The following is a 26,224-nucleotide window of genomic DNA, read 5'->3' as shown; positions in this document are numbered from 1 at the left end:
AGGGGTACGCGGATGGGTGCCGGTCACGGGCACGTGCTGTACCGCGAGTCGGACTCGCCTGTGCACCGGCTTCCGCCCGAGGTCAAGATCGTGGCGATGGTGGTCTTCACCATCGCCGTGGTGGCCACCCCCCGCGAGGCGTTCTGGGCGTTCGGCGCGTACGCCCTGCTGGTGGCCCTGGTGGCGGCGTTGGCCCGGGTGGGGCCGCGGTGGCTGCTCAGCCGGGCGCTGATCGAGCTGCCGTTCGTGCTGTTCGCCGTGGCGCTGCCGTTCCTGGGCGCCGGCGAGCGGGTCGAGGTGCTGGGCCTGCGGCTGTCCGAGGACGGGCTCCACGGCGCGTGGAACATCCTGGCCAAGGGCACCCTCGGTGTCCTCGCCTCGCTGCTGCTCGCCGCGACCACCACCACCCGCGACCTGATCGTGGGGCTGGACCGGCTCCACTGCCCGCAGGTGCTCACCCAGATCGCCACGTTCATGCTGCGCTACCTCGACGTGCTCGTCGGCGAGGCGCGGCGGATGCGGGTGGCTCGGATCTCCCGCGGCGACGACCCGCGTTTCCTGTGGCAGTTGCGCGGCTTCGCCGCCGGGATCGGCGCGTTGTTCCTGCGCGCCTTCGAGCGCGGGGAGCGGGTCTACCTGGCGATGCTGTCCCGGGGCTACACCGGGCGGATGCCCGCCGTGTGGCAGGGCGACGGCGCGGCGACCGCCGGTCAGTGGCTGGTCGCGGCGACAGTGCCTGTGGTGGCGGCCTCCATCGCCGCCACCGCCGTCGTGCTGACATGATCGGTGTCGTGCCTACCGCTGTCTCGCTGGACGTTCGTGGTGTCCGGTACGCGTACCCGGACGGGCACGTCGCCCTGCACGGCGTGGACCTGACGGTGCCGCGCGGCGACCGGGTTGCGCTGCTCGGGCCCAACGGCGCGGGCAAGACCACACTGGTGCTGCACCTCAACGGCATCCTCACGCCTACCGAGGGCAGCGTGAGCGTCGGCGGGCTGACCATCACACCGGACCGGGCCACCCTGTCCGAGGTGCGCCGTCGGGTGGGCATCGTCTTTCAGGACCCGGACGACCAGCTGTTCCTGCCCACCGTGGCCGAGGATGTGGCGTTCGGGCCGGCCAACCTGGGCCTGCGCGGGGCGGAGCTGTCGGCCCGTGTCGACGAGGCACTGGCCGCGGTGGGGATGGGTGAGCACCGGGACCGGTCGCCGCAGCACCTCTCGTTCGGGCAGCGCCGCCGGGTGGCGGTGGCCACCGTCCTCGCCATGCACCCGGAGATCCTGGTGCTGGACGAGCCGTCGTCGAACCTGGATCCGGCGGCCCGTCGGGAGCTGGCCGAGATCCTGCGCGGCCTGCCGGTGACGCTGCTGATGGTGACCCACGACCTGCCGTACGCGGCGGAGCTGTGCGAACGCTCGGTGATCCTGGACGGTGGCCGGATCGTCGCCGACGCCCCCACCCGCGACCTGCTGGGCGATGAGACCCTGCTGGCGAAGCACCGCCTGGAACTCCCCTACGGCTTCACTCCGCCGGCGTAGCCCCGCGCCCGGTGGCCTCGACCCGCCGAGCCGGTGCGGCGGCGCGGGAGGTGGCGTGCAGGCGAAGGACGCCGGCGGCCGTCGCGCCGGCGCCGGTGACGAGCACCGCCGCGACCATCACGCGTGCTGCTTCGGGCGCCCACGGCACCGGGGCGATGGACCTGGCGAACACGGCGGCGTTCGCCGTGCCGGCGAGGAGCGCCAGGCAGGCCCCGCCCAGGGCGACCACGAAGTCGGCTCCCGGCCGGCGGGCCAGCGCGTACCAGCCGGCGGCGATCGCGCCGAGGCCGGTGAGCAGCGACCAGACCTGCCCGGACAGCAGCCCGACCAGCACGCCCCCGACACCGTGGGCGCCGGCGTCCAGCTCCCGGCCGACCGGGTACACCACGGCTACCGCCCCGCCGACGATCAGCAGCACACCGAGGGCGGACAGCGCCCGGGCGCCGGCGGGGGAGGCGGCCGCGAGCAGGCCGAGCGCCCCCACCGCGAGCAGCCCCACGATGGTCGCCGCCCACCAGGTGTACGCGTCGGGCGGCGGCACCCAGTCCAACGTGCCGTCGATCCGCAGGGGGTCGGTGCCGTCGCGCAGCGGTACCGTCCAGTCCCGGACCCGGTGTTCGCGCTCCGGCGCGGCGCGTACCGCCTCCGGCGGAGCCGACTCCTGCCACAGGGCGCGCTGGTCGTGCCAGCGCGCCGTGTCCCCGTCGGCGATCCGCCGCCAGGACGCCGGCGCAGCCGGGTCGGCGTCGGCGGGGAGCGCCGTGTCCCCGGCGAGGGTGCGGTTCAGGTAGGTGGCCGGGGAGCGGCTGTTCTCGTACACCCCGTCCGGGCCGATCCGCAGGTATGGCTCACCTGAGTAGCCGAGCACCTCGATCGGGCGGCCGGTGCGGTTGGTCAGCTCCAGGCGGGCGCCCGCCTCGACGACGCGTACCTCCAGACCGGGCCGGGCCGGGGTGACGCCGGCGGCCCGGGTGCGGTAGTCGGTGCCGTTCGGGGCGTCCGCGCCGTGCGCGAAGGCGGGCGCCGCGGTGACCAGGGTGGCCACGCAGGCGGCGGCGGCGACCAGGCCGGCACGGGCCAGCAGGGTACGGATCACTTGCCGGCCGCCGCCACGGCCGCGGTGAGACCCTGCGGGCTGCGGTCGGCAAGCGGCTGGCCGTTGACCAGGATGGTCGGCGTGCCGGTGACGTCGCTGCGGCTCGCCTCGTCGGTGACGTGCGCGGTCCACGTCCGGTAGGTGCCGTCCTTGACGCAGCCGCCGAACGAGCCGCGGTCGAGGCCCACCCCGGCGCCGATGTCGATCAGCTCGTCGTTGCTGAGCCCGGCGCTGCCCTCCGGTGGCTGCTTCGCGAAGAGCGCCTTGGCGTACTCCCGGAACTTCCCGCCGGCCGCGGCGCAGCCGGAGGCGGCCGAGGAGCGGGTCGAGTACTCGGTGGTGGAGAAGCGGTTGAGGTACGCCACCGGGTGGTAGACGACAGTCGCCTTGTTCTCGGCGACCAGCTGCTCCAGGGTGGCCCCGCTCGTCTGCTCGAACTGGTTGCAGGCCGGGCAGAGGAAGTCCTCGTAGACGTCGATGGTGACCGGGCCGCCGCCGGTGACGATGCCGGTGCCGTCGGCGTTCGCTCCGGGCGGGGTGGTGAAGGTGTCCGACTTCTGGCTGGACCAGACGCCCCAGCCGATCACGCCGGCGATGATCAGCACGGCGACGGCGGCGACGGAGACCCAGATCGTGCGGCGGCGGCGCCGCTCGCGGGCGAGCTGCTCGCGGACCACCCGGGCGGCGTCCCGCTGCCCCTTACGACTACTCATCCTCGTCCTCCACAGCGGGTTCGCCGGACAGCCACCCGTCCACCGATACGGGCGTACGTGGCCAGATCAGCAGAAATCCGGCCAGTACCAAGAATCCCAGGTCGCGCAGGATCTCCGGGAGGTAACTGGGTGCCTGCCCCTGCGCCAACTGCCCGCCGCTGCCGAAGCAGCCGCAGTCGATGGACAGGCCGCGCGCCCACGCCGAGGCGATCCCGGCGATGAAGACCACCAGCAGCACGGCCGACACCCCCGCGCCGAGCCGGGTGGCCAACCCGAGCAACAGGAGCACGCCGAGCGCCAGCTCGACGAAGGGCAGCGCCGCGCCGATCACCGTCGCCACGTCGTACGGCATGACCTGGTACGCGTTGACGGCCCGCCCGGACGCGGCCAGGTCGCCGACCTTCGACGCGCCGGCGATCAGCCAGACGGCGGCGAGGCCGAGCCGGGCCGCGACGCCGAGCCAGGGGCGGACGACGGCCCAGCGGCCGGCCCGGGTGGGGGGTGCTGTCACGCTCATTTGTCGTCCTGTCTCCGCCGGAAGTTCCGCGTTCAGCCGGCCAGGGCGTCGCCGACCGCCTCGACCAGCTCGTCACGGGCGCGCGCGACCCGGGAACGGATGGTGCCCACCGGCACCCCCTCGATCGCGGCGGCCTCCGCGTACGACAGGCCGAGCAGTTGCGTGAGCACGAACGCGGCACGCCGCTCGGCGCTCAACCGACGGACCAGGTCGCTGGCGCCGAACTGCCCGGCCGGGTCGGGATGCGGTCTGTCGGTGTACGCGTTCGCCGTCAACCGCTCGTCGAGCCGGCGACGGCGCACCACGGTCCGCAGGTGGTCGGCGCAGGCCCGCCGGGCGATGCCGAGCAGCCAGGTGCGGACGGTGGAGCGACCCTCGAACGCCGGCAGCGCCCGGAACGCCCGCAGGTAGGTCTCCTGGGTCAGATCGTCGGCGCTGTCGGTGTCGACCAGGGCCGCGGCGAAGCGCCAGACCTCGGCCTGGGTCAGCCGGACGAAGGCGGCCTGAGCGGCCGGATCACCGTCCCGGGCGGTCAACGCCCACTCGGTCGCCGGATCCCGGACGGCGTCACCTGTCGGCTCGGTCGGACCGGAGGCGCCGGTGTCACGCGGGACAGGGATCACGACAACCCAGGTTACGCGGCGCCCGGCGGAGCGTCAGGGTCCTTCGGCCCTTGGATGGTCTGCGCCACGTCGGGAACTTTTCCCCGCGCCGCGCCGACTACCTGCTCATGACACGCGACCAGGTACGCGCGGCGCTGGTGGCTGGGCGCAGGTGAGCCGTTCACCCGCCTCGGGTCGCCGAGAGCCACGTCGGTCGGCGACCATGGCCGGCATGACTGTCGCCCCCCGCCGTTGGATCGCCCGGCTGGCCGCAGCCGCCGGTCTCCTGGTCACCGTCGTCGCCCTGTTGATCGCACCGGCCACCCCCGCCAGCGCCCACGCGGTGCTGTCGAGCAGCAGCCCGGCGGCCTCCGCGGTGGTGCCGAGCGGGCCGTCCGAGGTGGTCCTCACGTTCACCGAGTCGGTCCGCAAGGTCCCCGACAAGGTGAGGGTGATCGCGCCGGACGGCTCCCGGGCCGACCGGGGTGAGCCGTCGTTCGACGGCGCCGTGGTGACCATCCCGGTGGACCCGGCTGGCGGGCGCGGCACCTACCTGGTCACCTTCCGGGTGATCTCCGCCGACAGCCACCCGGTCTCCGGCGCCTTCACCTACTCGGTGGGCGCGCCCTCGACCCCGCCTGTCGACGCCGGCAACGACAGCCGCGCCAATCCGGTGGTGGTCAACGCGGTGAAGGTCGCCCGTTTCCTTGGCTACGCCGGCCTGGTGCTGCTGGTCGGGCCTGTGCTGGTGCTGGCCGCGCTGTGGCCGCGGCGGCTCTCCCGGCGGGGGCCGAGCCGGCTGGCCTGGACCGGCCTCGGGTTGGTGGCCCTGGCCACCATCGCCGACCTGTGGTTGCAGGTGCCCTACACCGCAGGTGGTGGCATCTTCGCGGTGACCGGCGAGGGGTTCGGCAGCGTGTTCGGTAGTGCCTTCGGCGCCGCCCATCTGGTCCGGCTCGGCCTGCTGGCGGCCTCGGCGTTCCTGCTCCGGCCGATGCTGGCCCGCCCGGCCGGCCGCGCGGACGCCATCATCCTGGCCGTGCTGGGCGCGGCCGCGCTGCTGACCTGGCCGCTGGCCGGGCACCCGGCGGCGTCCCCGGCGCCGGCGGTGTCGGTGGTCGTCGACGCGGTCCACCTCGGCAGCATGGCGGTCTGGCTGGGCGGTCTGCTGATGCTCGCCGGTTTCCTGCTGCGCCAGGCCGACGAGCGGGAGCTGGGCGCGATCCTGCCGATCTGGTCCCGGTGGGCGGCGCTCGCCGTCTCGGCGCTGCTGCTGGCCGGCACCGTCCAGGCATTGATCGAGGTGGCCACCCTGGACGCCCTGGTCAGCACCACCTACGGGCGCCTGCTGCTGGCCAAGATCGGACTGTTCGCGATCGTCATCGCCGTGGCCGCGTACTCCCGGCAGATGGTGCGTCGACGCGTCGCCGCGCAGCGCCCGGTGCCGGTGCGCCGGGCGGTCTGGGTGGAGTTGGCCGTCACCGCCGTGGTGCTGGGCCTGTCCGCGACGTTGGTGCAGACCACACCCGCCCGGACCGCCGTGGAGGAGCCCTCCGGCACCCAGGCCGGCCTGTTCGCCACCACCCTGTCCAGCCCGCTCTACTCCCTGCGTGTCGAACTGGACCCGGCGCAGCGCGGCAACAACTCGATCCACCTGTACGCGTACGCCCCGGACAACCAGTCGCAGCCGCTGCCCGTGGCGGAGTGGAAGGCCACCGCGGCGCTGCCGTCGGCCGGGATCGAGCCGATCGACGTCCCGCTGCTGCCGCTCGTCGACAACCACGCGTACGGCGACGTCAGCCTGCCGGCAGCCGGCGACTGGCAGCTGAAGATCACTGTCCGGACGACGGACATCGACCAGGCCACGGTGACCGCCACCGTGCCCATCCGTTAGAGAGGTTCGCGAAACCCATGACCCGACTCCGGCGTACCGCAACCGCCGCTGCCGCCCTGGCGTTCACCGCCGTCGCTGTCCTCGGCTTCGCCGGGGCCGCGTCCGCCCACGTCACGGTGAACCCGAAGGAGGCCACCCAGGGCGGCTACGCCCGGGTGGCGTTCCGGGTGCCCAACGAGAGCGACACCGCGTCGACCACCAAGCTGGAGGTGGTGCTGCCGGAGAACGCCCCGGTCGGCTCGGTGTCGACGCAGCCGGTGCCCGGATGGACCGTGGCGGTGGAGAAGCGCAAGGTGGATCCGCCGATCGACGTGCACGGCAGCCAGATCACCGAGGCGGTCTCCAAGATCACTTGGACGGCCACCGGGGACGCCGCGGTCAAGCCGGGCCAGTTCCAGGAGTTCGGGGTCTCGATGGGTCCGCTGCCGAAGGTCGAGTCGATGGTCTTCAAGACCCTCCAGACGTACTCCGACGGCAACGTGTCTCGGTGGATCGACGAGCCCCAGCCGGGCGGCGAGGAGCCGGAGAAGCCGGCGCCGGTGCTCACCCTGACGGCCGCCGCGCCGTCGGCGTCGGCCGCGCCGTCCGCCGCCGTGGCCGCGCGCGACGACGATGACGACGACGAGAGCGACGGCCTCGCGGTCGGCCTCGCGATCGCCGGTCTCGTCGCCGGGCTGGCCGGTCTGGCGCTGGGCGGGCTGGCGTTCGCCCGGACCCGCCGGGAGCCGGTCGCCAGGTCCTGACCCACAGCGCAGCCGCTGGCCCGCCGGACATCCGGCGGGCCAGTGTGCTTTCCGCTGCCGGGACCGGCCGTGCCGTGGATATCCCCTGATCAGACGGTCGACGTCGGTAAGGTCGGCCGGGTATCTGGCTACGGAGGGGGACGGTGCGAATGCGTTTCGTGCGGGTGATCGCCGGAGTGCTGCTGTTGGTCGTCGGGATCCCGGTGCTGTTCGCCGGTGGAGCGCTCTGGCTGGTGACCCGGCACGCCGACCCCGGCGGGTCCTTCGCCGCCCGCTTCGAGACGGTACGCGCGCCCGGGCACGCCGTCGTCGTCGGTGATCTCGACAGGCTGCTGCGGCAGGAGGCGCCCTTCGCGCGTACCGCACAGACCCGGCTGCGGGTGGACGCCCGCACGCCGGACGGCCCGGCGTTCGTCGGCCTGGCGCCCACCGCCGAGGTGCGCCGCTGGCTGGAGTCGGTGCCGCACGCCACGGTCCGCCGCGTCGCGTTGGCCCGAGGTCCGCTGCCGGTCCGGCTGGACCCGGCCGGCCCGACCGTCGCGCCGGGCGCCGACACAGCGGCCAGCCCGCTGGGCCGACCCTTCTGGGTACGTGAGGGGATCGGCTCGCTGGAGTGGACTGCCGACGACCTGGCCGGCGAGCCGATGAGCCTTGTGGTGATGCGCCCGGACGGCGGCGCCGACCTCGCGCTGGACCTGCGGGCGGAGTTGCGGGCAACGTGGACCGGCCCGGCGACCTGGGGCCTGCTCGCCCTCGGGGTGCTGCTGGTGGTGGGCGCGGTGCTGCTCCTGCTGCGACCACAGCGCCCCCGCGAGGTGGTCTTCGTTGTCGAACCGGACCAGGTGCCGGTGCTCGCTGGCCGCCTCGGGGTCACCTCGCTGAGTGGCCTCGGCGTCCGGGAGCCCGCGACCCCGCCGCTTCCGGCGGTGCGGCAGCTCGCTCCGGTCGGCTCGGGTGAGCGACCCCGCTCGGCGATCGGCGCGGAGCCGGCCCGCCCGGCCACCCTGGCCGATCTGGAGGCGCCGACGGAGCGGCCACACCCGCCTGAGGTGACGTTGAGTCTGGCCTGGCCACCGGCCGGGGCCGAGCCGACGGCGCAACCGGTGGCGGTGGACGAGACGGCGAGCGGCCCTCCGCGCTGCCGACGCGGAGGGCCGCCCTCACCGGGGGATCGGTGCTACCCGAGCGACGCTTGAGGTAGATGAGGTCAGATTAGCGCCTATAGCGGCTACTGGGGATGTCTGTCCATTTGGTGCGATTTTTCCTCGGACTGCGGCTGGTCGGCCTGTCGGCGGCGGACCGACCGCACCGGCAGGGCCGCCAGCAGCAGCAGACTGAGCAGCACGTAGCTGTTCTGCGTGACGAAGTCGACCGGGTCATGGGTGCGGACCGGCGCCGTGCCCCACTTCTGGAACGTCACCACGCCGTAGACGATCACGGCGGTCGTACCGAGGGCGAGCCCGGCCAACCATCGGCGCCGGCGTGCCTCGTCCGGACGCTCGGCTCTCAACGCCGCGTCCGCGAGCAGCACCACCGCCGGCACGAACCAGTAGATGTGATGGGTCCACGTGATCGGGCTGACCAGGGCACCGACCAGGCCGGTCAACGTCAGGCCGGTCAGCAGGTCACCGGCCCGGGCCGCGCGGGCGGCCCGCCACAGTCCGTAGGCGACGACGGCGGCGACCACCAGCAGCCAGAGCAGCCGGTCCGGCTTCTCCGGCGCGGTGAACCTGCTGAGCAGACCGAAGAGCGACTGGTTGCCGACGTAGTCGGTGCGGCCCACCCGGTCGTTGTCCCACAGCTCCCGGGTCCAGAAACGCCACGAGTCCTCCGGCGCGATCGCCGCCGCGAGCAGCGTCGCCGCCGCCGCTGTCGCACTCGCCACCACCGCGGCCCGCCACCGGCGGGTGGCCAGCAGGTACACGATGAAGATGCCGGGGAACAGCTTGAGCGCCGTGGCCAGCCCCACGCCGACCCCGGCCCACCGCCGCGCCCGCGGTACGGCGAACAGCAGGTCGGCCAGGATCAGCACCACCAGGAGCATGTTGATCTGCCCGAAGGTGATCGTCTCGCGGGTGCTCTCCACGGCCAGCACCAGCAGCACGGCGACGGTGAGCGTGAACGCCCGGGGCAGGCCGTGCCTGTCGATCACCGGCGTCACCAGCCACCTGGTGGTCAGTACCACGGCCAGGATGGTGAGCACCGTGAAGATCGTCACTGTGGCACCGAGCCGCAGCAGCCCGAACGGCCACAGCAGAAGGGCGCTGAACGGCGGGTAGGTGAAGTACAGCTCGCCCTGCACCCGGTCCGGCTGGACGTAGTCGTAGAGCGGGTTGCCGGCCGTCCACCACTGCATGGCCGACATGTAGATCTTCAGGTCGAAGAAGTTGTGCATCAGCCCCGGCAGGTACAACGCCGGCAGCACGGCGGCCAGGGCCACCACCGCGACCAACCGGCGGACCGTACGGCCGCCGGGATCGTCCTCGGTGACGGCGGGCGGAGCGACGGGTTCTGCTGGCACTCCGAAACCCTAGCGGTCTGCCGCACCCGGAGCGCGCAGCCGCGGGGCGTGGGCTGCGCGTAGGCTGTGCCGGTGGCTGAACTCCTCGTCTGGATCGACTGTGAGATGACCGGTTTGGACCTCGGTAGCGACAAGCTGATCGAGGTCGCGGCACTCGTCACCGATCCCAATCTCAACGTGCTGGGTGACGGGGTCGACGTGGTGATCCACGCCGACGAGGCCGCGCTGGAGGCGATGCCGGAGATCGTCCAGACGATGCACGCCAAGTCCGGCCTCACCGAGGAGGTCCGCCGCTCGGCGGTCACCCTGGCCGAGGCCGAGGACCTGGTGCTGGAGTACGTCCGCACCTTCGTCAAGGATCCGCGTACGGCGCCGCTGTGCGGCAACTCGATCGCCACCGACCGGGGCTTCATCGCCCGGGACATGCCCCGCCTCGACGCCCACCTGCACTACCGCATGATCGACGTCTCCTCGATCAAGGAGCTGTGCCGCCGCTGGTACCCCCGCGTGTACTTCGGGCAGCCGCAGAAGGGGCTCGCGCACCGGGCGCTCGCCGACATCCGGGAGAGCATCCGGGAGCTGGAGTACTACCGGCGCACCATCTTCGTCCCGCTGCCCGGCCCCGACGTCGAGACCGCCAAGGGCATCGCCGCCGAACTCTGACCTCTCGGACACCGAGCCGGGAACCCGCTGGACGTGCCCGGCGGCGGTGTGGCTATTATTGGTCCGCACCCCGCCCGGGGCGAACGACCGGGCGACGGCGGCATGGTGGCTGTAGCTCAGTTGGCAGAGCACCGGGTTGTGGTCCCGGTTGTCGTGGGTTCAATTCCCATCAGTCACCCCACTTGTTTCACTGCTCAGGCCCCCTCCTCGGAGGGGGCCTGAGTCGTTGTGAGGGCGATGCGAAAGCCCCCTCCGAGGAGGGGGCTTTCGTCGTTCCGGTCGCTCAGGCGGTCGGGGTGGGGGTGGGGGTGACCGCATCGTCAGGCGTCGGCGAGGTGTCCGGGTCGGCCGGCGGCTCGTACGGCAGGGCGCTGCCCTTGACGTACTCGTCCCAGCTCATGTTCCAGTCGGTCCAGCCGTTGCCGTTCTGGAGCTTGCGCTCGGTGCCCTTGACCGTGATCGGGTCACCGATCTGAGTGTTCTTGAACAGCCAGTCGCCGTTGGCCATCGACACGTTCACGCAGCCGTGCGAGACGTTCACGCTGCCCTGCTGGCCCTCGGACCAGGGTGCCGCGTGGATGAACTCGCCGCCCCAGGTGAGGCGCTGCGCGAAGTCAATCTTGGTGCGGTAGCCGTCCTCCGGGCCCAGCTCCTCGAACGTGTCGAAGACCGTCTTGCGCAGCTTCTCGATCACGACCATGGTCCCGCTGGACGACGGGGTGCTCTTCTTGCCCAGGCTGACCGGGATGGTCTTGATCACGGCGCCGTTGCGGGTGACAGTCATCCGCTTGGTCTTGTTGTCCACGGTCATGATCACCGCTGCGCCGATCTTGATGTCCACGGAGAGGTCGGCGCGGCCGTACCAGCCCGACCCCATCGGCAGGCCGCCGGCCTGCACGCGGTACGAGACCTTGCTGCCGGTCTTCCAGAACTCCTTCGGCCGGTACCGGACCTCGGTGGGGCTGACCCAGTGCCAGATACCCTCCTGGGCCGGCGTGGAGGTCACCGTCATCCGGCGCTGCACATCGTCGCGGTAGTCCTCCGGGACGGCCCGGTCGAACTTCACGATCAGCGGCATTCCGACGCCGACGACCTGGTTGTCGCCCAGGAAGCTGCTCACCCGGATCTGCTTGCCGGGCTTGGCCATCGTGGTGAAGGTGCTGGTCGCGGTGGCCGGGCGGCCGTCGTCCCCGGTGGCGGTCACGGTGGCCGTGTAGCTGGTGCCGTACTCCAGGGCGCCTGCCGGAAGCCAGCTCTTGCCGTCCGCGGCGAGCTTGCCCTCGACCGCCTTGCCTGCCGCGTCCTTCAGCTCGACGGCCGTCTCCTCGGCGTCCTTCGTGGTGAAGGTGATGCCCGTGGACGCCGGTACGTCCTTGGCGTCGGCCGCCGGCTCGCTGATGGTCGCCGCGGCCTTGGGGGGCCGGCTCTCGCCGCCGCCCTGCCACGAGGACGGCTTGCCGCCGTCGTCGGTGCAGGCGGAGGTGAAGGCCAGCGCCACGGCGAGCAGCCCCGCCGCGAGCACGCGGCGTCGCCCCCGGGGCCGGATCAGCTGGTCCTGGCTAGCTCGCATGATGTCCTCACAGTCGTGGTCCCTGACCCATCGTCTCCTAAAGACGCGCCGGAACCGGCCCCGGTTGCCGAGGGTGAACCGGAACACGCCGACCATGATGCCGGAATTTTGCTACTATCCGGCGTTTCGTGATTCGGGCTCGTCTTCGTGTCAGGTCTGAGGGGTCGCCGCCGTCATCGCGTCGCGGGCAGTGCCAGGGTACGCGCCGGCCCGTGCCATCGGCAGGGCCGGCGCGTAGCGACCGGACGACTCAGAGCGCCGGGCCGGACCCGCCCTTGGGCACCGGCAACGCGCTGCCCTTGATGAACTCCGACCAGCTCAGACTCCACGCCGTCCAGCCGTTGCCGGCGGCGATCCTGCGCTCGGTGCCCTTGATCGTGATCGGATCACCGATCCGGGTCTTGTCGAACAGCCACTTGGCGTTCGCCATCGACACGTTCACGCAGCCGTGGGAGACGTTCTGCCGCCCCTGCACGTGCTCGGACCAGGGCGCGGCGTGGATGTACTCGCCGCCCCAGGTGAGCCGCTGGGCGAACTGGATGTCGGTGACGTAGCGGTTGGCCGGGTCCGGATCGTCACGGGTGTCGAAGACTGTGGCTTCCTTCTTCTCCATCACGACCATCGTGCCGCTCGACGACGGCGTGCTCTTCTTGCCCAGACTCACCGGGATGGTGCGGAGCAACGCGCCGTTCTCGTAGACCAACATCTTCTTGTTGGCGTTGTCGACCTTCATCTCGAACGACCGGCCGATCTTGGCGGTGGCCTTGCGGTCGATGTCGCCGTACTTGCCGTTGCTCAGCGGCATCCCGCCAAGCGCGATCCGCACCGTGATCGTGGTGCCGGGCTTCCAGTACTGCGGTGCCCGGTAGTACGCCTGGGTGCCGTTGCTGACCCAGTGCCAGGCGCCCGGCTGCGGCGGGTCGGTCTTGACGAACATCCGCTTCTGCACCGCCGCGCGGTCCTTCTTCGGGATGCCCGGGTGGAACTCGGTGACCACAGGCATGGCCACCCCGTAACTCTTGTCGTCGAACAGGTACAGCCCGGACCCGATCGTCGACTTCGGCTTGGCCATCGTGGTGAAGCTGCTGGTGCCCTGGCTGCTCGTGCCGTCGGGCGTGCTCGCCGTCACCGTGGCCGTGTACCGCGTCCCGTACTTCAGGGGCGCGGACGGCACCCAGGACGAGCCGTCGGCGCGCAGCTTGCCCTCCACCGCGCCACCACCATCGGCCGTCAGGGTGACCGCCGAGACCTTCGCGCCGTCCGGGAGCTTGGCGCTGATCTCCGTACTCGCGGGCCTGTTCTTCGCGCCGTCCGCCGGGCTCAGCGTGAGTGCCGGCCCGCTCGGCGTCGCCGGAGCCGAGGGCGCGGCCGAGCCGGCATCGGCGCCAACGCTCGCCTCGGACGACGTCCCGCCCACGAATTCCGGCTTCTTCTGCTCGTCGCCGCACCCGGTCAGTGCCAGCGACGCCGCCAGGGTCAGAGCGCCCACCACCGCCCCGGCTCGCGTGAACCGTGCCATCCCCACCTCTGTTCTCGCGTACCTGGCGGACATCGTGCCGTATCAGCGCCGGGGTCCATGCCCCTGACTTCCGCGCGCTGGTGCCTTTGTAGCCATATGCCCGGTAAGCTCGACCGAAGGGGGGAGCCGGGTAACCGGATTGGAGCCCGGCTCGACCGGGTGCTAATCTTTTCTCCGTTGCCGATCGAGCGCCGCTAGCTCAACTGGCAGAGCAGCGGACTCTTAATCCGCGGGTTCGGGGTTCGAGTCCCTGGCGGCGCACCAACGAGTAAGGCCCTGACCTGGTGGATCACACCGGGCCGGGGCCTTCTTCGTGTCCGGTGCTGTGGGTCCCGGGTCCGGCGATCGGGCCTGCGGCTCACTCATGATCGTGATTTCTTCGACCGGCTGGAATGGGGCGCCTCACGAGCGGGCATCTGCCGGCACCTTCCAGATCACCTCGTCGAGGAAGCTCTCCACCGCTCGCCCGATCGTGCCCAGCACGGAGGCCGAGTCGGTGAGAGGACCCGGGACCCACATTCCGTGGTCCGCGTGCTCGACCTCGACCACGTGCGGCGTCAGTCGACGGGCGAGCGTACCGTCCCACGCCGGATCGCCCGTGCCCCCGACCAGCATGAACGGTGCGTTGCTCTTGGCGAGCGCCGTCACTACCGGCTCCTGCTGCAGCAGGGGGGTGAGCCAGATCGCCGGAAGCCCGCGCTCCACCGCCACCGCAGCCGCGTGCGACCCCAACGACTTGCCGATGAGCAGTGGCACTGCCCCTGGCCGGGCCGCGGCCAGCTTGTCGAGGACCAGGGTCACCTGATCGACGACCCATGGAGCCAGGTCGAGACTGGACCGGCCCTTCGGTGGCTGCCACGACAGGGGAAGGACCTGCGCCGCCCGAACGGCGGCGGCGCGACTCGCGTAGGCGAGCACGGGGACGTGTGGGCCGAACTGCATGCCGGGAACGACAACGACGAAACGCTGAGATGATGGTCGATGCATTGGACGGAGTGTACCGAGGTGTGCGTCGTCAATGGAGCCCCGATCCGCGACGAGCGGTACGGGTGACGTCAGGGCTGTGTCCGATGCGCTGCCGCTGGCAGACTGCGTCGATGGTTGGATCCACGAACATCGAGATCGAACGCAAGTTCCTGTTGGCCTCCGATGCGTGGCGGAGGGAGGTGACCTGCAGTAGGCCGATAACGCAGGTGTACCTCGCCTCGACCGCCGTCTCCCAGGTGCGGTTACGCCGTTACGGCGCGGCGGCGTTCATCACGGTGAAGGGGCGGCGGAAGGGTCTGGCGCGCCCGGAGATCGAAGCCGAAATCCCGCCGGAATTCGTCGACGCGGTGCTCGCCGCAGGCCTCTCTCCGGTTCCACCGCTGGTCAAGGTCCGGCACGTCGTCCCGGTCGGCGCCTTCTGTTTCGAGATCGACGAGTACGGCGGGGACAACGAGGGGCTGGTCACCGCCGAGGTCGAGCTGCCAGCGGAGGACGCCGATTTCCCCCGCCCCGGCTGGCTCGGCGCTGACGTTTCCGGCGACGTGCGTTATGGCAATGTCTATCTGACTCAGCACCCGTACAAGTCCTGGTAGCCGGCGTTCTGCCGCCCTCATCCTACTGCTCAATAGATTGACGCTCGTGGCTCGGTGCATGAGGCTCTGAGCAGGCGCGCGCCACAGGGACGTTCCGACAAACCGACGGAGGGGAGGTGCAGGATATGGAGCTTGAGCAGCTTGACGAGGTCATCGAGAACCTCCAGGAGTTGGACGCTACCGAGGACGGCCGGGAAGCACTGGCCGCGGTCCTCATGGAGTTCACTGACGGCTGATCCGTAGCCACGCACCATGACCATGGTCAGGTCGGGGCCGGGTCGACCCGGCATCACGATGCCGGGTCGACCCGGCCCCCCGCGAAGTGTGGAGAGTCGCCGATGCGGGAGAGCCGTCTCAACTCCCACCACGAGGTGTTCCAGCGGTACGAGGATCTCGCCCAGATGCTCGCGTTTCGCTACGGGTCGGGATCCCAGGGCATCATCTTCGTCCTGTACGACCAACTCATCGCCCTGCGCCGTCTTCTGGCGCAGCAGCCTGGATCGATCGTGCTGCGGGCCTGGGTCGCGCATCTCGCAGATCGCCTCCGGCAGCGCTACGAGGACGAGTTCCCCGCTGCCGCGATGAGTCATCCGACGGCGGTGGTCAGCACCGATCCGGTAGTGGTGCAGTACTCCCGGGCGGCGTTCGAGGACAAGTACCGGTCGGTGATGGACGTCGTCCAGCCGGAGACGATCGAGCTGACCGGTCCGGTGCTGCCGGCTCCCGTCCGCGAGGGCCGACCGTACATGTATGTGATCGACGAAGATGGCCGGTTCCTGTTGTGGACGCGGTCCTTCAGCTTCGAGGAACTGGTGTTCGGGCGTAACAAGGCGACAGTCAATGACGTGCCGGTCGGGCATCCGATGCTGGTTCCCGACCGGTTGAGAGCCAGCGCGGCGGGTGAGGTCGTCTTCATCGGCGGTCCCCAGGTGCGCGCCGTGGTGATCAACAACAAGTCAGGGCACTTCCGCTTTCCGCCCTCGTCCCGGGAGGTCATCGTGGATTGCTGCCGACGGATCTTCCGCCTTCCGGACGATGCCGTCGACGTCTTCGTCGTCGGTGGATTCGAATCGCGTCTGGTTGAGCGGGCCCTGGTTCTGGCTGACGAGCCGGAGACCGCAACTGGAAAGGTCGAAGTATGACGAGCCCGACGGCGCTGGTGGACTTCGACCCGGGGACCGACGACGTTCCACCCGGGATCGTCATCGGCGTGGAGCAGGAGTACAAGTGGCGTCTCGGCGACGACGGGCTGTTCGGCAACCTGCAGCCGACGCTGGACGACCTGGCCGCCGCGGTGCCGCCGCCGGACGACGCGGTGGAGGAGTCGCGGTTCCAGCACACCCAGTCCACCCTCTACTTCGACGACCGGTGGCAGTTGACCGACAGGCAGATCGCCCTGCGTGCCACGATCAACCCGGGGACGATCAAGCGGGTCTCCTGGCTGGGCGTCAAACAGACCCTCCGGTGGGAGGACGGGTGCCGTGACTCGCTCGAGCTGGGCGGGCGCCTGGCGGCGAAGGACATCGGCCGTGAGGTCCGCAACCCGCAGAGCCCCGCGCTGGCGTACGCGCACCGCCTGCTCGGTGTCGCCCTGGAACCAGACGTCTTCGCATCTGTCGTCCAGCACCGCCGCAAGGTCTTCTACCGCACCAGCGTCAACTCGCTGCTCCAGGTGACCTTCGACCGCGCCGAGTTCAAGGCACTACCGGACGGGCAGCCGCAGATCACCTACTGGCTGGAGATCGAGAACAACGGCCGCGAGATGCATGCACGGGCAGCCCTCGAACGATGGGCGAGGTCGGTGTCCGAACGCGTCGGCGCCCCACCGGCGACCAGAGCCAAGGCCGAAGTCGCCGCAGAGCTGGCTGGTTGGACCCGCCGCGGATGACGAATCTCGCCAAGACGCCCGGCCAGAGGCGGCTGCCCACCGACTTCTACCTGGTGCTCAGCAGTCAGGGCGTCTCGCTGATCGGCAGCGAGATGCAACAGATCGCGCTGCCCCTGTGGGTCTACCAGGCCACCGGGGGATCGACCCTGTCGGCCGGTGTGGCCTTCGCCTTCCAGTTCGTGCCGATCGTGTTGCTCGCGCCGTGGGCGGGATACATCGCGGACCGCTTCGACCGGCGGAAGCTCATGATCGTCTGTGAGTTGTCCGCCACCGTGATGGTCGCGATCACGCTGCTCGGGCTCCACTACGGCATCGTGCCCCTGGTCATCCTCACGGCCTCGGTCACCCGGGTCTTCAACGCCGTCACGATGCCGGCCATGCAGGCGATCATCGTCAACACCGTGCCCGAGGAGGACCGCGCCCGCAGTGCCTCACGTAGCACAGCGTTGTTCGCGATAGTCCAGATCGCCGCCCCGCTCGCCGGAACCGCGATCGGCGGTACGCTCGGCTTCCAGGTCGTGCTGATCATCGACATCCTGTCGTTCCTGCTCTCGGCTCTCCTCCTGCTGCCGCTGGCGCCCTGCCCGGGCGCACCCGCCCTGCGCAACGCCGTCCGGTCCACCTGGCACGCATTCCGCGACAACGCCAGCACCCTGTTCCGCTGGACACTCGGCACGGAGGCGGTCTTCTTCCTGCTCTGGGGCGCCGACGCGGCACTCGCGCTGCTGATCCTCGGAGACCGTTTCAGCACGGCGACCGCGGGCCTCTTCTCCGCGGCCATGGGTGTCGGCTGGGTGCTCGCCTCGGCGCTGATCCCGGCCCGCTTCAAACAGCAGCCGATCCGCATGATCGCCGCTGGCGCGGCGTGTGGCCCGATCGCGGCCATCGCCTTCGTGGCCCTGGTCCCGTACGGCCTCGCGGCGGCCTTCCTGCCGGGCGTGCTGGTCGGGGTGGGCAATCTCGCGGTGGTCATCGGCGCCACCACGATCTTTCAGAAGGAAGCCGGCGCGGAGGTGGCCGGCCGGCTCTTCGCCGTCCGGCGGGCCGTGCTCAACTCCATGCTCACGGTCTCCTACCTGCTCCTTCCCGGAGTGGCGGCCGCCGGTTTCGGCAAGGGGCCGACCCTGATCCTGTTCTCGATCCTCATGTTCGTCGCCGTGCAGGCGATGGCGTGGCTGACGGTCCGCCGTACCGCCGACGCGACAACCAGGAAGGAACCGGAGGTGCTGGTTCGTGGTTAACGCCCCTACGACGCGCCGTCGCGAACTGGAACTGCCACACGCGCCGGCCCTCGGCTGGGATCTGCCCGAAGGCCACGCCGACGACCCGCCGGAGGCTGTGGGTCGGGCCGCGCTCGCGGCCCGCTACCTTGCCCACGCCCTGGCTCGGGACCCTGCCACGGCGGGCTGGATGCGCCGCCACCGGCTGACCGAGCACGCCTCCCAGTTCTCCTTCTGGTCTCCGGACGCGCGGGGCGAACGCCTCGCGGAGGCGGTGTCCCGGATCGACCCGGAACCCGCGTCGGCGTTGCTCCAGTCCCTGGCCGCGGCGCAGCTCACCCAGGCCCGTAACCAGCGCGCCAACCCGGTCGTCACCATGTTCCGGGCGGTGGAGACCGCCGCCTGGGGCGGCTCGCCGCAGGAGGCCCTCGGCGACCAGGACACGCTGACCAACGCCCGGGGCGCCGAGCTGGGCGACTGCCTGCGGCGCTGCCTGGCCCGAGCCCGACAGGTGGACCCGTCGGCCGGTACGGCGTCGCCCGCTCCGGCGCCGGCCCCGGGCTCCTGGCGGGGTGAGATGGTCCTGGTCGACCGGCCGGGGGAGCAGTGCCGGGTGATTCTGCAGTTCCGGCTCGCCGAGGAAATCGAGGACGCGGCCTCCGCGGCGGTGCTGGCACAGCTTCTCGACGGTTCCGACGGCCTGCTGTACCGGCGACTGCGGACCGAGGCGGGCCTGGTCTACGGCACCGTGGCCGTCGCGCGGGACGACGGGCGACCACAGACGCTGACCATCGGCGCCTCTCTCCTGCGGGAACGGCTTCCGGCGACGATCGACGCCATCCGGCGCTGCGTCGCCGAGATCGACGAGGGCGAGTTGCCCGCCGAGGCGCTCGGTGTCGCGGTCGGCCGCGTCGTGGACCGGGTGCTCACGAAGCTGGATGAACCGTTCGGAGCGCTTGACGACCACCGGCGCCAGCTCAACGGGCAGCACTCCGCGGCTGTCGTCGCCGAGAAGGCCTCGGCGGCTCCGGACCGGTTGGCCCACGTGCCGCGCCTGTCGTCCAGGCATCGGCCGGCGGTCGCCTACATCGGCCCGGTGGACGAGACCGTTCCCGACCTGATCGGAAGAATGCGATGAGTCGAAGCACCGTGCTGGAGACCGTGGTCGGTGGCCTGACGGTCGTCGCGGTGCAGGTGCCGCACTTCCGCTCCTGCGTCGGCGTTCTCAGCGTGCCGGTCGGCTACGGTGCCGATCCGGCCGGTCAGGAGGGCACGGCCCACCTGACGGAGCACATCTGCGTGGCGACCGCGGCCAGCCGCGAGCGGGTGCAGATGGCGGCCCGTACGGAGGTTTCCGCCACCCGCTACTCGGCGCGAGCGACACCGGGCTCGTCGGCGGCGCTGATCGCCGCGCTGACCTCGACCCTCGACGCCCGGCCGTACCCTGCCGAGCTGCACGAGACGGAACGACGCGCGGTGCTTACCGAGAACGCGCGAGTACGCGACCAGCCCCAGTTGCAGATCGCGCCGGCAATCGCGGCCAGGGTGGCTCCGACGCTCGACCTGGGTCTTCCGGACACCACCACCGAGACCTCGATCGGCGCTGTGACCCCGTCGGACATCGTGGCCTTCCGGCAGCGTTGGTACCGGCCGGACGGGTCGGTGCTCTGCCTGGTGAGCCCGAACGATCCGGACAAGCTGGTCGCCGAGGTAGAGGCCGAAGTGGCCGCGGTGCCGCCGCCGACCGACCCGGAACGGGCACCCGGGCCGCGGGCCCCGGCGCGGCCGTTCGATGTCCCCGGCTGGTCCGACTGCTTCATCTGGGCGACCATGACCCCCACGGTCACCACTCCCACCGACCTGCTCGCCCGGCAACTCGCCACCGAATTGCTGACCGGTCGCGCCGGGCTGCTGGACGAGGAGAGTTCCGTGGTGGGCACCCGGTCGACCGGCTTCGCCACACTTCCCGGCCGGCACGCGGACCTGCTCGTCACCGCGTGGCCGTTCGGGCCGCACCGCGAGAGCCTGGCCGCCGGGCTGCGCGACAAACTTCCGGACGTGTTGTCGAACGGAGGCGCTGCCGCAGCTGTCGGTAGGGCCCGGGCCAGACTGCGAACCAGGGTCGCCTTCGAACAGCAGTCGCCCGGTGGCCTCGCGTCGATGCTGGTGCGGTACGCCCTCGGACAGGGGGCGTGGCCGGACGTCCGCGAGATCGACGCGGCGGCGGACGACCGAGTGGTCGAGCTGGCGGTGCGGATGCTTCGCGAGGCCACGTTCTGGCAGATAGCGGATGGCCGACTCGGAGAGGTGGCGGTACAACAATGACCCTGCTCAGCGTCGTGCACGACGAGTGTTCAGCAGCGGTGACGGATCGACTCGTCAGTCGTGGTCTCGTCGACGTGGTCACCGTCGGGAACACTGCGGCGCAGAAGGCCTGGGCCGGACACCCGAGCGCCAAGACGGTCCGGCTGGTCACCGAGGCCAGCGTCACCAGCGGTGAGCGGAAGCTCGCCGACGTGGGCGAGGTGCTGGTGTGGGGCCTGCTCTCCGTACCGCGATGGCTGTCCCGCGCCGCGCCCACCGCGGCGTGGTACCAGGTGACCGCCACCTGCCAGGGCGGGATCGTGGTCGCCGACCCGTTGCAGTGGTGCGTGCGGCACGGCCAGACGGACTTCCGGCTGACCCTGCGTCGCCCCGGCACGGACCTGTCGGCGGAACCGGTCGCTGTCGACGTGGCGGTCCGACTCGGCGACCTGGACTACGTGGACGGCCTCGACGTGGTCGCCGACGACGTGGTGCGGGCCTTGACGGCCGCCCGGTCGGCCGAGCCGCAGCCGGCGGACCGGACGGCGGTGCCGGACAGTGCCGAGCCGGCGGAATCGCTGCCGCTGGACCGGCTCGCGCTGCGCATCGACTGGTCGGAGACCGCTGATCGGGTGACCCGGCTGATCCGTTCCGGAATCGGTCGGACGACGCCCGCATGGACGTACCTGAAGCGCTTTCCCGTCTCGGTGGGGGCGGCCGAAGTGGTCGAGGCACCCCCCTGCGAGTTGGCAGCCGGGACGATCGTCCGCCGCGACTCCACGGGCGTGGTGGTGCAGACCGGTGACGGGATGGTGCGCGTCTCACAGGTACGCGATGCCGTCGGCGTACTGCCCACCACGTCGCTTCGGCCGGGAACGCGGTTCGGCATCGACCCCGAAGATGAGCTCCGGTCGCTGTGGCGCCGGGTCGCCGATCTCGAGCGTACGGTGCAGTGGATCAGCGGGCAGGTGCTGCCGCCGCCCCAGGAGACCGGTCCCGCGCTCGCCGCGCATCTGCCGCCAGACCTGACGTGAGCCTTCTGTGTGATCTGACCGGACCGGGCCACCTGTGGGAGCGGCCCGAGCTGACGGTGTGGCGCCGCGCCACCGTCAAGGCGCTCGGGCAGGTCGATCCGTCCCTCGGCGCGCCCCTGGAGGGTGACCCGCTGCTCCGGGAGTGCCTCGCGGAGCTCCTGCGGGTGCGCTACGAGCGGATCGTCGTCACCGCCGGAATCCGGGCTGCCGTGGGACCGCTGCTGCGGGAGGCGGACGAGGTACTGGTGGAGCGTCCGACGTTCCGCGGGGTGCTCACGGCGATGCGGCGCGAACGGCTACGCGTCCGCACCGACACCTGGGAACGGATGATCGATGCGGGCGCCGATACCACGGGAGCGGCCCTGTGGTTCACGGCTCCGTGCCGGAACCCCGATGGGCGTCGGGTCGACGCGCGTTTCGTGGCCGCGGTCGGTGCGGCGGCCGAGCAGGGCCGTCGGGTGGTGTGCAACACCGCTTACCGGTGGTTCGCTCCGGTGCCGGACCTGTCGGAGGCCGTGCTCACGGTCGGCACGCTGCACAAGCTCGCGGGACGTGGGGCCCGTCTCGGCTGGGTGGTCGCGGTTTCGGGCGACGGTGAGATGTTTCCCGCCCTGGCGGCGTCCGCCCCGTCTCTGCACTGGCAACGGGCATGGGCGCACTTCCTGATCGATGGGGGCGCGGCCCTGCTCCTGCGACGCCACCAACAGCTGGGCGCGGCCCGGGCTGCCTTCTTCGCCGCCCTCGACATGCCGACGGTGGCCACCGGCCAGGAAGGACCGAACATCCTGATCCCGGTGGCGCTGCCCGAACCCGAGGCTGTGGCGAGGCTCGCCGCAGCCGGAGTTCGGGCATCGCCGGGAAGCGCGTTCCACGCCTGGCAGCCGTCCGTCCGGGTGTGCCTGACGCAGATCAGCCCTGCGGTCGCGGGGCAGGCCGGCGAGCGAGTCGCCGAGGTGCTTGCGGAGGCGCGATCGGCTGACGTGCCCCGTCCTCCAGCATGCGCAGATGCTGACGCCGGACCAGGTTGAACCGCAGCGCCAGCTGCACCAGGGCGTTCCGTCGACTGTGCGCGACGACGGGTGCCGGCGCTCCCACGATCGAGGAGTAGGCGTCAACGAAGCCCCGTAGCTTCCGGGTGCACAGGTAGTTGAGGTGGAAGTCCACGGCCGCGCTGGTGATCGACCGGTACGCCGGCAACCGGCGTAGCCGCTGCGCGATCTCGGCCGAGGTGGGCAACGTGCTCATGGGACCGTAGCGAAGAGCCGGCTCGCAGAGGGCCACCAGCACTCCGAAGTACTTCGCCCTGTGGTTGAGTGGCGACGTGCCACCGTCCGCAGTTGGCCCGGCCGGTACGCGTGGGGAGTATCCCGCCGTCTGCACGGAGAACGCGACGATGCCGGTGCTGCCGAAGACGAGTACCCGTGCCGACGTGAACGGCACCGGCATCTCCATGCCGGCCGGCACGGACACGAAGTCGTTGCCCGAGGCGTTCTCGACGAGCATCGGGGTTTCCGCTGTCGCGTTCTGGATGGTCCAGTGACTGTCGCCGGCGATCACCCGGCCGAGCAACCCGGCGGCATGCTCGTCCGGGATCACCAGGTCGGCGACCTTCTCGTCGCTGCCGAACACGATGTTCCCGTTCGGGGGCAGCGCTGACCAGCGCTTGTCGGTACCGGTCCAACCAGCGCTCACGCTCACGGTCGTCATTCGCTGGCCTCATGCGTGCCAGCCTTCGGCTCGGCCACGACCAGTTTGCTGCAGAAGAGGTAGTCGACAGTGGGCAGGAAGACGTCGTCGCGGAAGCGCAGCAGGTCGCCGTCCTCCACCTCGATCAGTTCGAGGTTCTCGGCAAGCTTCGTGTGTCGTCCCTGCACCGGCACCCGTTCGTGTCGGTTGGCGATCCGCCGGATGAGGGGCTGGGGAGCGAGCCGCACGCAGGTCCAGGGATTCATGTCCGGCAGGCGGTGCGGCTGGCCACCGGAGGTGCGCAGGCGGAACGAGCGCGGGCTTCCGTACGCGTGCTCGGCGTTGCGGGCGATGCGTTCGGCCGCTGCGGCGTCGCCCGTCATGCTCTCCGCCACACGCCGGGTGTGTGCGGTGACCAGGCCGGTCCGGCGGATGTCGTCGTCCGTGGCGGCCAGCGGCACGTCCTCCGGGGCATCGTCCGTACGGAGCCGGCGCAGCGTCGCCCGCTGGTCGTCGCGCAGGTCACAGACCTCTTGGACGCGGTCGACGACGGTGTTGAGGAAACCCGTCAGACCCGCCTGGCGGAGCGTCTCGACGACGTACCCGAAATCGAGTTGGCGGCTGGCGGCCAGGACGACATCGTTGATGGCCTTCGCCTCGATGAAGCAGTCACCGGCGGCATTTCCGATCACGGCGCAGAAATTGTCCTCGTCGGCGAGTGGCGTCCAGACTTCATTTTCACGGGAACGGGAGAATTCGATGAGGCCGCAGTAGCGGACCGAATAGGGGCCGATGTGAATATCGACATCCACCTGATCAGGGGCGGGGTGTTGCATCCGGAACTGCCCGAGTAGCGTGCCATTCATGTCTCGTTTCAACCACGGCATCTCGCCGGGTTCGTACGTGAAGCCGAGATCCCGCAGCATCGAGGCTATCTGCAGGCCGCTGTCCATGTCCGGCACCCACAGGTCGGCATCACCGATGTCCCGGCGCTGCCCGGCCGGGTACCACGAGCGCACACCGAGACCCTTCATGAGACGCACGGGGAGGTCGGCGGTGCGGGACCGAAACTTGGCGACCTGCGCGTCCAGGTCGGTTCCCCGGGTTTCCCGGGGTGCGCCGAGGCGGGCGACCTCGGCATCGAAGCGTTGCAGCAGGGCGACGTCGCTCTCGGACGCGGTCGCGAGAGCCGCCCCGACGCGTTGACGCGCGATGCGCCGGACCTTGTGGCGGGTGATGATTTCGGCGGCTGCGGTCGGACCGATTTCTCGTACCGCTTCGAGGCCTTCGTGGAAAGTTGCTTTCGGCTGGAGAATGCCTAGTCCGAGCACGCCACGCAGCACTTTTCCGGATGTCAATGTAGCCCCCCGTGGGCAGTTTGCTTGCCTGGACCTTGACAGAAGTGGAATCGGCGCGCGCCTGTGGACTGTCGCTCTGGCGTCGCTGGCGGTTCCCTCTTCGACGTCGAAACCCAACATAACCGCGCTGACGAAATCTATCAACCCATACATCGCGGTAGATTCATCTTTCGTCGTTGCATTGTGGAAGTGACGTCGGTCATGACGTGGCGATCGCTGGGGGACCCGTCCGGCTGCACGCCGCTGACGACCGTCTCCACGCCAGCTTCGGTTGGTCGCCCATCATCCTGACGACCTTGCGGGCGCCCGCGCGTCGTGGTCAGCCGCCGCGGAAGCTCCGCCGGTACGCCTGCGGGCTGGTGCCGGTGATCCGCTTGAAGCGGTCCCGGAAGGCGGTGGTGGAACCGAACCCGACCTGCGTCGCCACCCGGTCGACGGGATGGGCGGTGGTCTCCAGGAGGTGTTGCGCCTGGTGGACGCGGACCCGGTGCAGCCACCGCAGCGGTGTGGTGCCGGTCTGGTCGCGGAAGTGCCGGTTCAGCGTCCGTGTGCTCATGCCGGCGTGGCGCGCGATGTCGGTGAGGGTCAGCTCACGGCTGGCGTTGTCGCGCATCCAGGCCAGCAGCGGCTCCAGGGTCGCACCCTCGGGGGCCGGCGGTTCGTGGGTGATGAACTGCGCCTGCCCGCCCGCGCGTTCCAGCGGCATGACCGACAACCGCGCCGCGTCGGCGGCGACGGCGGCGCCGTGGTCGCGGCGGACCAGGTGCAGGCACAGGTCGAGCCCGGCGGCGGCACCGGCGGAGGTGAGGAACTGCCCGTTGTCCACGTAGAGCACGTTCGGGTCGACCTGGATCCGCGGATGCTGGGCGGCGAGCTGGCCGCTGGCGAGCCAGTGCGTGGTGGCGCGGTGCCCGTCGAGCAGGCCGGTGGCGGCCAGGGTGAACGCGCCGCCGCAGATCGAGGCGATCCGGGCGCCGTTCGCGGCTGCGGCGCGCAGCGCGTCGAGGACCGCCGGAGGTGTCGCGGCGGCGGGGTCGGAGACACCCGGGACGATGACGGTGTCGGCGTCGGCAAGGACGTCCAGGCCCCACGGCACCGCCATGCTGAACGCGCCCGCGGCGACAGTCGGCGTGGCGGCACAGACGAGGACGCGGTAACCGGCGCGGCCGTCGGGGAGGCGGGTGCGCTGGAAGACCTCCATCGGCGTGGCCAGGTCGAACGGGACGACGCTGTCGAGGGCGAGCACGGCCACCGTGTGCATGGCGGAATTCAACCAGTCAGGACCGCGCGGTGACCGGCGGGCGCACATCGGCCGCCCGGCGAGCGACCCGGTCGTACAGGTCTCGGACCGACAGGCCACCGGCGAGGCACCAGAGCGCGATGACCGGATCGCAGAGGGCGCAGCCGAACGACGAGTCGTGCAGCGACGGGATGATCGGGGTGCCGCGCCTGTGGTGCAGGACGTCCCAGAGCGTGTGCAGGAGCCATCCGACGCCGATGAAGGTGTACGAGGTGAGCCCGGCGTAGCCCACCACCAGCAGCAGCGCGCAGAAGGCCAACTCCCACAGCCCGAATCCACCACCGCTGATGTAAGCGGCCCCGGCGCCGGTGACGACGAGGGCGTTCAGGCGCCGCCGGTGCGGCTCCGGCACGAAAGAGTTGAGCCCGACGTAGACCAGCCCGATCACCACGGGCATGACGTAGCGAAGCACGATCCAGCCCCGTTCCGTTCCTGTTGACGCGTGTCGGGAAGGAGCCTAGGAAGCCCTGCCGTGGCG

The 26,224-nt window shown here is 70.9% G+C and carries 26 protein-coding genes and 2 tRNA genes; 16 read left to right on the top strand and 12 right to left on the bottom strand.

Annotated features, from left to right (window positions below; all coding sequences use genetic code 11):
• Positions 1 to 12: 12 nt before the first annotated feature.
• Positions 13 to 783: a cobalt ECF transporter T component CbiQ gene (gene cbiQ / locus ACZ6N8_RS01235; RefSeq protein ID WP_387112415.1), complete on the top strand. Its 771-nt coding sequence runs from the start codon at positions 13 to 15 to the stop codon at positions 781 to 783.
• Positions 780 to 1,538, top strand: coding sequence for an energy-coupling factor ABC transporter ATP-binding protein (locus ACZ6N8_RS01230; protein WP_466006789.1), 759 nt, complete (start codon positions 780 to 782; stop codon positions 1,536 to 1,538). Before cbiQ ends, ACZ6N8_RS01230 begins: the two co-directional genes overlap by 4 nt.
• On the opposite strand, the gene ACZ6N8_RS01225 is transcribed toward ACZ6N8_RS01230, so the two are convergent.
• Genes ACZ6N8_RS01225 through ACZ6N8_RS01210 form a run of 4 tightly spaced genes read right to left on the bottom strand, consistent with a single transcriptional unit; the run spans position 1,522 to position 4,487 of the window.
• Positions 1,522 to 2,634 carry a hypothetical protein gene (locus ACZ6N8_RS01225; RefSeq protein ID WP_466006788.1) on the bottom strand — a complete coding sequence of 371 codons (1,113 nt, stop codon included), beginning with the start codon at positions 2,632 to 2,634 and terminating at the stop codon, positions 1,522 to 1,524. The two genes, ACZ6N8_RS01230 and ACZ6N8_RS01225, sit on opposite strands and share 17 nt — an antisense overlap.
• Positions 2,631 to 3,347, bottom strand: coding sequence for a DsbA family protein (locus ACZ6N8_RS01220; RefSeq protein WP_466006787.1), 717 nt, complete (start codon positions 3,345 to 3,347; stop codon positions 2,631 to 2,633). Before ACZ6N8_RS01220 ends, ACZ6N8_RS01225 begins: the two co-directional genes overlap by 4 nt.
• The gene (locus tag ACZ6N8_RS01215) at positions 3,340 to 3,864 is read right to left on the bottom strand and encodes a MauE/DoxX family redox-associated membrane protein (RefSeq protein ID WP_466006786.1); all 525 of its coding nucleotides are present in this window, start codon (positions 3,862 to 3,864) and stop codon (positions 3,340 to 3,342) included. The genes ACZ6N8_RS01220 and ACZ6N8_RS01215 overlap by 8 nt, the downstream gene beginning before the upstream one ends.
• A gap of 32 nt (positions 3,865 to 3,896) precedes the next feature.
• Positions 3,897 to 4,487: a sigma-70 family RNA polymerase sigma factor gene (locus ACZ6N8_RS01210; protein ID WP_364367275.1), complete on the bottom strand. Its 591-nt coding sequence runs from the start codon at positions 4,485 to 4,487 to the stop codon at positions 3,897 to 3,899.
• A 202-nt stretch (positions 4,488 to 4,689) separates the two neighbouring features.
• Between ACZ6N8_RS01210 and ACZ6N8_RS01205 the strand changes: the two genes are divergently transcribed.
• The 3 genes from ACZ6N8_RS01205 to ACZ6N8_RS01195 all read left to right on the top strand — a co-directional run bounded on the left by ACZ6N8_RS01205 (position 4,690) and on the right by ACZ6N8_RS01195 (position 8,299).
• Positions 4,690 to 6,360 carry a copper resistance CopC/CopD family protein gene (locus ACZ6N8_RS01205; RefSeq protein WP_466006785.1) on the top strand — a complete coding sequence of 557 codons (1,671 nt, stop codon included), beginning with the start codon at positions 4,690 to 4,692 and terminating at the stop codon, positions 6,358 to 6,360.
• Positions 6,361 to 6,377: 17 nt separating this feature from the next.
• Complete coding sequence (locus tag ACZ6N8_RS01200) at positions 6,378 to 7,103, top strand: YcnI family copper-binding membrane protein (RefSeq protein ID WP_466006784.1); 726 nt, start codon at positions 6,378 to 6,380, stop codon at positions 7,101 to 7,103.
• Positions 7,104 to 7,252: 149 nt separating this feature from the next.
• The gene (locus ACZ6N8_RS01195; protein WP_466007279.1) at positions 7,253 to 8,299 is read left to right on the top strand and encodes a hypothetical protein; all 1,047 of its coding nucleotides are present in this window, start codon (positions 7,253 to 7,255) and stop codon (positions 8,297 to 8,299) included.
• A 32-nt stretch (positions 8,300 to 8,331) separates the two neighbouring features.
• Here ACZ6N8_RS01195 and ACZ6N8_RS01190 read toward each other — a convergent pair whose 3' ends face one another.
• A complete protein-coding gene (locus tag ACZ6N8_RS01190) occupies positions 8,332 to 9,624 on the bottom strand; it encodes a glycosyltransferase family 87 protein (RefSeq protein ID WP_466006783.1) in 1,293 nt (430 codons plus the stop codon).
• Positions 9,625 to 9,690: 66 nt separating this feature from the next.
• Between ACZ6N8_RS01190 and orn the strand changes: the two genes are divergently transcribed.
• Positions 9,691 to 10,287 (top strand): oligoribonuclease, encoded by a 597-nt coding sequence (gene orn, locus ACZ6N8_RS01185; protein WP_364367263.1) that lies wholly within the window; start codon positions 9,691 to 9,693, stop codon positions 10,285 to 10,287.
• A gap of 105 nt (positions 10,288 to 10,392) precedes the next feature.
• A tRNA-His gene (locus ACZ6N8_RS01180) sits at positions 10,393 to 10,468 on the top strand.
• A 102-nt stretch (positions 10,469 to 10,570) separates the two neighbouring features.
• Here ACZ6N8_RS01180 and ACZ6N8_RS01175 read toward each other — a convergent pair.
• Positions 10,571 to 11,857, bottom strand: coding sequence for a L,D-transpeptidase (locus ACZ6N8_RS01175; RefSeq protein WP_466007277.1), 1,287 nt, complete (start codon positions 11,855 to 11,857; stop codon positions 10,571 to 10,573).
• 250 nt (positions 11,858 to 12,107) lie between these two features.
• Positions 12,108 to 13,376: a L,D-transpeptidase gene (locus ACZ6N8_RS01170; RefSeq protein ID WP_466006782.1), complete on the bottom strand. Its 1,269-nt coding sequence runs from the start codon at positions 13,374 to 13,376 to the stop codon at positions 12,108 to 12,110.
• A 188-nt stretch (positions 13,377 to 13,564) separates the two neighbouring features.
• Between ACZ6N8_RS01170 and ACZ6N8_RS01165 the strand changes: the two genes are divergently transcribed.
• Positions 13,565 to 13,640 (top strand) — tRNA-Lys (locus ACZ6N8_RS01165).
• Positions 13,641 to 13,778: 138 nt separating this feature from the next.
• Here the strand turns inward: ACZ6N8_RS01165 and ACZ6N8_RS01160 are convergent.
• Positions 13,779 to 14,363: an alpha/beta hydrolase family protein gene (locus ACZ6N8_RS01160; RefSeq protein ID WP_466006781.1), complete on the bottom strand. Its 585-nt coding sequence runs from the start codon at positions 14,361 to 14,363 to the stop codon at positions 13,779 to 13,781.
• Positions 14,364 to 14,473: 110 nt separating this feature from the next.
• Between ACZ6N8_RS01160 and ACZ6N8_RS01155 the strand changes: the two genes are divergently transcribed.
• From ACZ6N8_RS01155 to ACZ6N8_RS01120, 8 genes are all read left to right on the top strand, one after another.
• Positions 14,474 to 14,956 carry a CYTH domain-containing protein gene (locus tag ACZ6N8_RS01155; protein WP_466006780.1) on the top strand — a complete coding sequence of 161 codons (483 nt, stop codon included), beginning with the start codon at positions 14,474 to 14,476 and terminating at the stop codon, positions 14,954 to 14,956.
• Between the two features lie 338 nt (positions 14,957 to 15,294).
• A complete protein-coding gene (locus ACZ6N8_RS01150; protein WP_466006779.1) occupies positions 15,295 to 16,098 on the top strand; it encodes a hypothetical protein in 804 nt (267 codons plus the stop codon).
• Positions 16,095 to 16,844 (top strand): hypothetical protein, encoded by a 750-nt coding sequence (locus tag ACZ6N8_RS01145; RefSeq protein ID WP_466006778.1) that lies wholly within the window; start codon positions 16,095 to 16,097, stop codon positions 16,842 to 16,844. Before ACZ6N8_RS01150 ends, ACZ6N8_RS01145 begins: the two co-directional genes overlap by 4 nt.
• A complete protein-coding gene (locus ACZ6N8_RS01140; protein WP_466006777.1) occupies positions 16,841 to 18,085 on the top strand; it encodes an MFS transporter in 1,245 nt (414 codons plus the stop codon). The genes ACZ6N8_RS01145 and ACZ6N8_RS01140 overlap by 4 nt, the downstream gene beginning before the upstream one ends.
• On the top strand, positions 18,078 to 19,202 hold the full coding sequence (locus ACZ6N8_RS01135) for an insulinase family protein (protein WP_466006775.1): 1,125 nt from the start codon (positions 18,078 to 18,080) through the stop codon (positions 19,200 to 19,202). Before ACZ6N8_RS01140 ends, ACZ6N8_RS01135 begins: the two co-directional genes overlap by 8 nt.
• The gene (locus ACZ6N8_RS01130; protein WP_466006774.1) at positions 19,199 to 20,389 is read left to right on the top strand and encodes an insulinase family protein; all 1,191 of its coding nucleotides are present in this window, start codon (positions 19,199 to 19,201) and stop codon (positions 20,387 to 20,389) included. Before ACZ6N8_RS01135 ends, ACZ6N8_RS01130 begins: the two co-directional genes overlap by 4 nt.
• Positions 20,386 to 21,402 carry a hypothetical protein gene (locus ACZ6N8_RS01125; protein ID WP_466006773.1) on the top strand — a complete coding sequence of 339 codons (1,017 nt, stop codon included), beginning with the start codon at positions 20,386 to 20,388 and terminating at the stop codon, positions 21,400 to 21,402. The genes ACZ6N8_RS01130 and ACZ6N8_RS01125 overlap by 4 nt, the downstream gene beginning before the upstream one ends.
• A complete protein-coding gene (locus tag ACZ6N8_RS01120) occupies positions 21,399 to 22,430 on the top strand; it encodes an aminotransferase class I/II-fold pyridoxal phosphate-dependent enzyme (RefSeq protein WP_466006772.1) in 1,032 nt (343 codons plus the stop codon). Before ACZ6N8_RS01125 ends, ACZ6N8_RS01120 begins: the two co-directional genes overlap by 4 nt.
• Here the strand turns inward: ACZ6N8_RS01120 and ACZ6N8_RS01115 are convergent.
• The 4 genes from ACZ6N8_RS01115 to ACZ6N8_RS01100 form a co-directional block, all read right to left on the bottom strand.
• Positions 22,312 to 23,109: a hypothetical protein gene (locus tag ACZ6N8_RS01115; protein WP_466006771.1), complete on the bottom strand. Its 798-nt coding sequence runs from the start codon at positions 23,107 to 23,109 to the stop codon at positions 22,312 to 22,314. The two genes, ACZ6N8_RS01120 and ACZ6N8_RS01115, sit on opposite strands and share 119 nt — an antisense overlap.
• The gene (locus ACZ6N8_RS01110) at positions 23,106 to 24,431 is read right to left on the bottom strand and encodes a nucleotidyltransferase family protein (RefSeq protein ID WP_466006770.1); all 1,326 of its coding nucleotides are present in this window, start codon (positions 24,429 to 24,431) and stop codon (positions 23,106 to 23,108) included. The genes ACZ6N8_RS01115 and ACZ6N8_RS01110 overlap by 4 nt, the downstream gene beginning before the upstream one ends.
• A gap of 334 nt (positions 24,432 to 24,765) precedes the next feature.
• Positions 24,766 to 25,707, bottom strand: coding sequence for a GlxA family transcriptional regulator (locus tag ACZ6N8_RS01105; RefSeq protein WP_466006769.1), 942 nt, complete (start codon positions 25,705 to 25,707; stop codon positions 24,766 to 24,768).
• 16 nt (positions 25,708 to 25,723) lie between these two features.
• Complete coding sequence (locus ACZ6N8_RS01100) at positions 25,724 to 26,158, bottom strand: DUF6010 family protein (RefSeq protein WP_466006768.1); 435 nt, start codon at positions 26,156 to 26,158, stop codon at positions 25,724 to 25,726.
• Between the last annotated feature and the right edge of the window lie 66 nt (positions 26,159 to 26,224).

Source organism: Micromonospora sp. NPDC047521 (assembly GCF_055587305.1).
The sequence above is the reverse complement of the archived record's forward strand: the minus strand, read 5'-3'. Positions and strand labels throughout refer to the sequence as shown.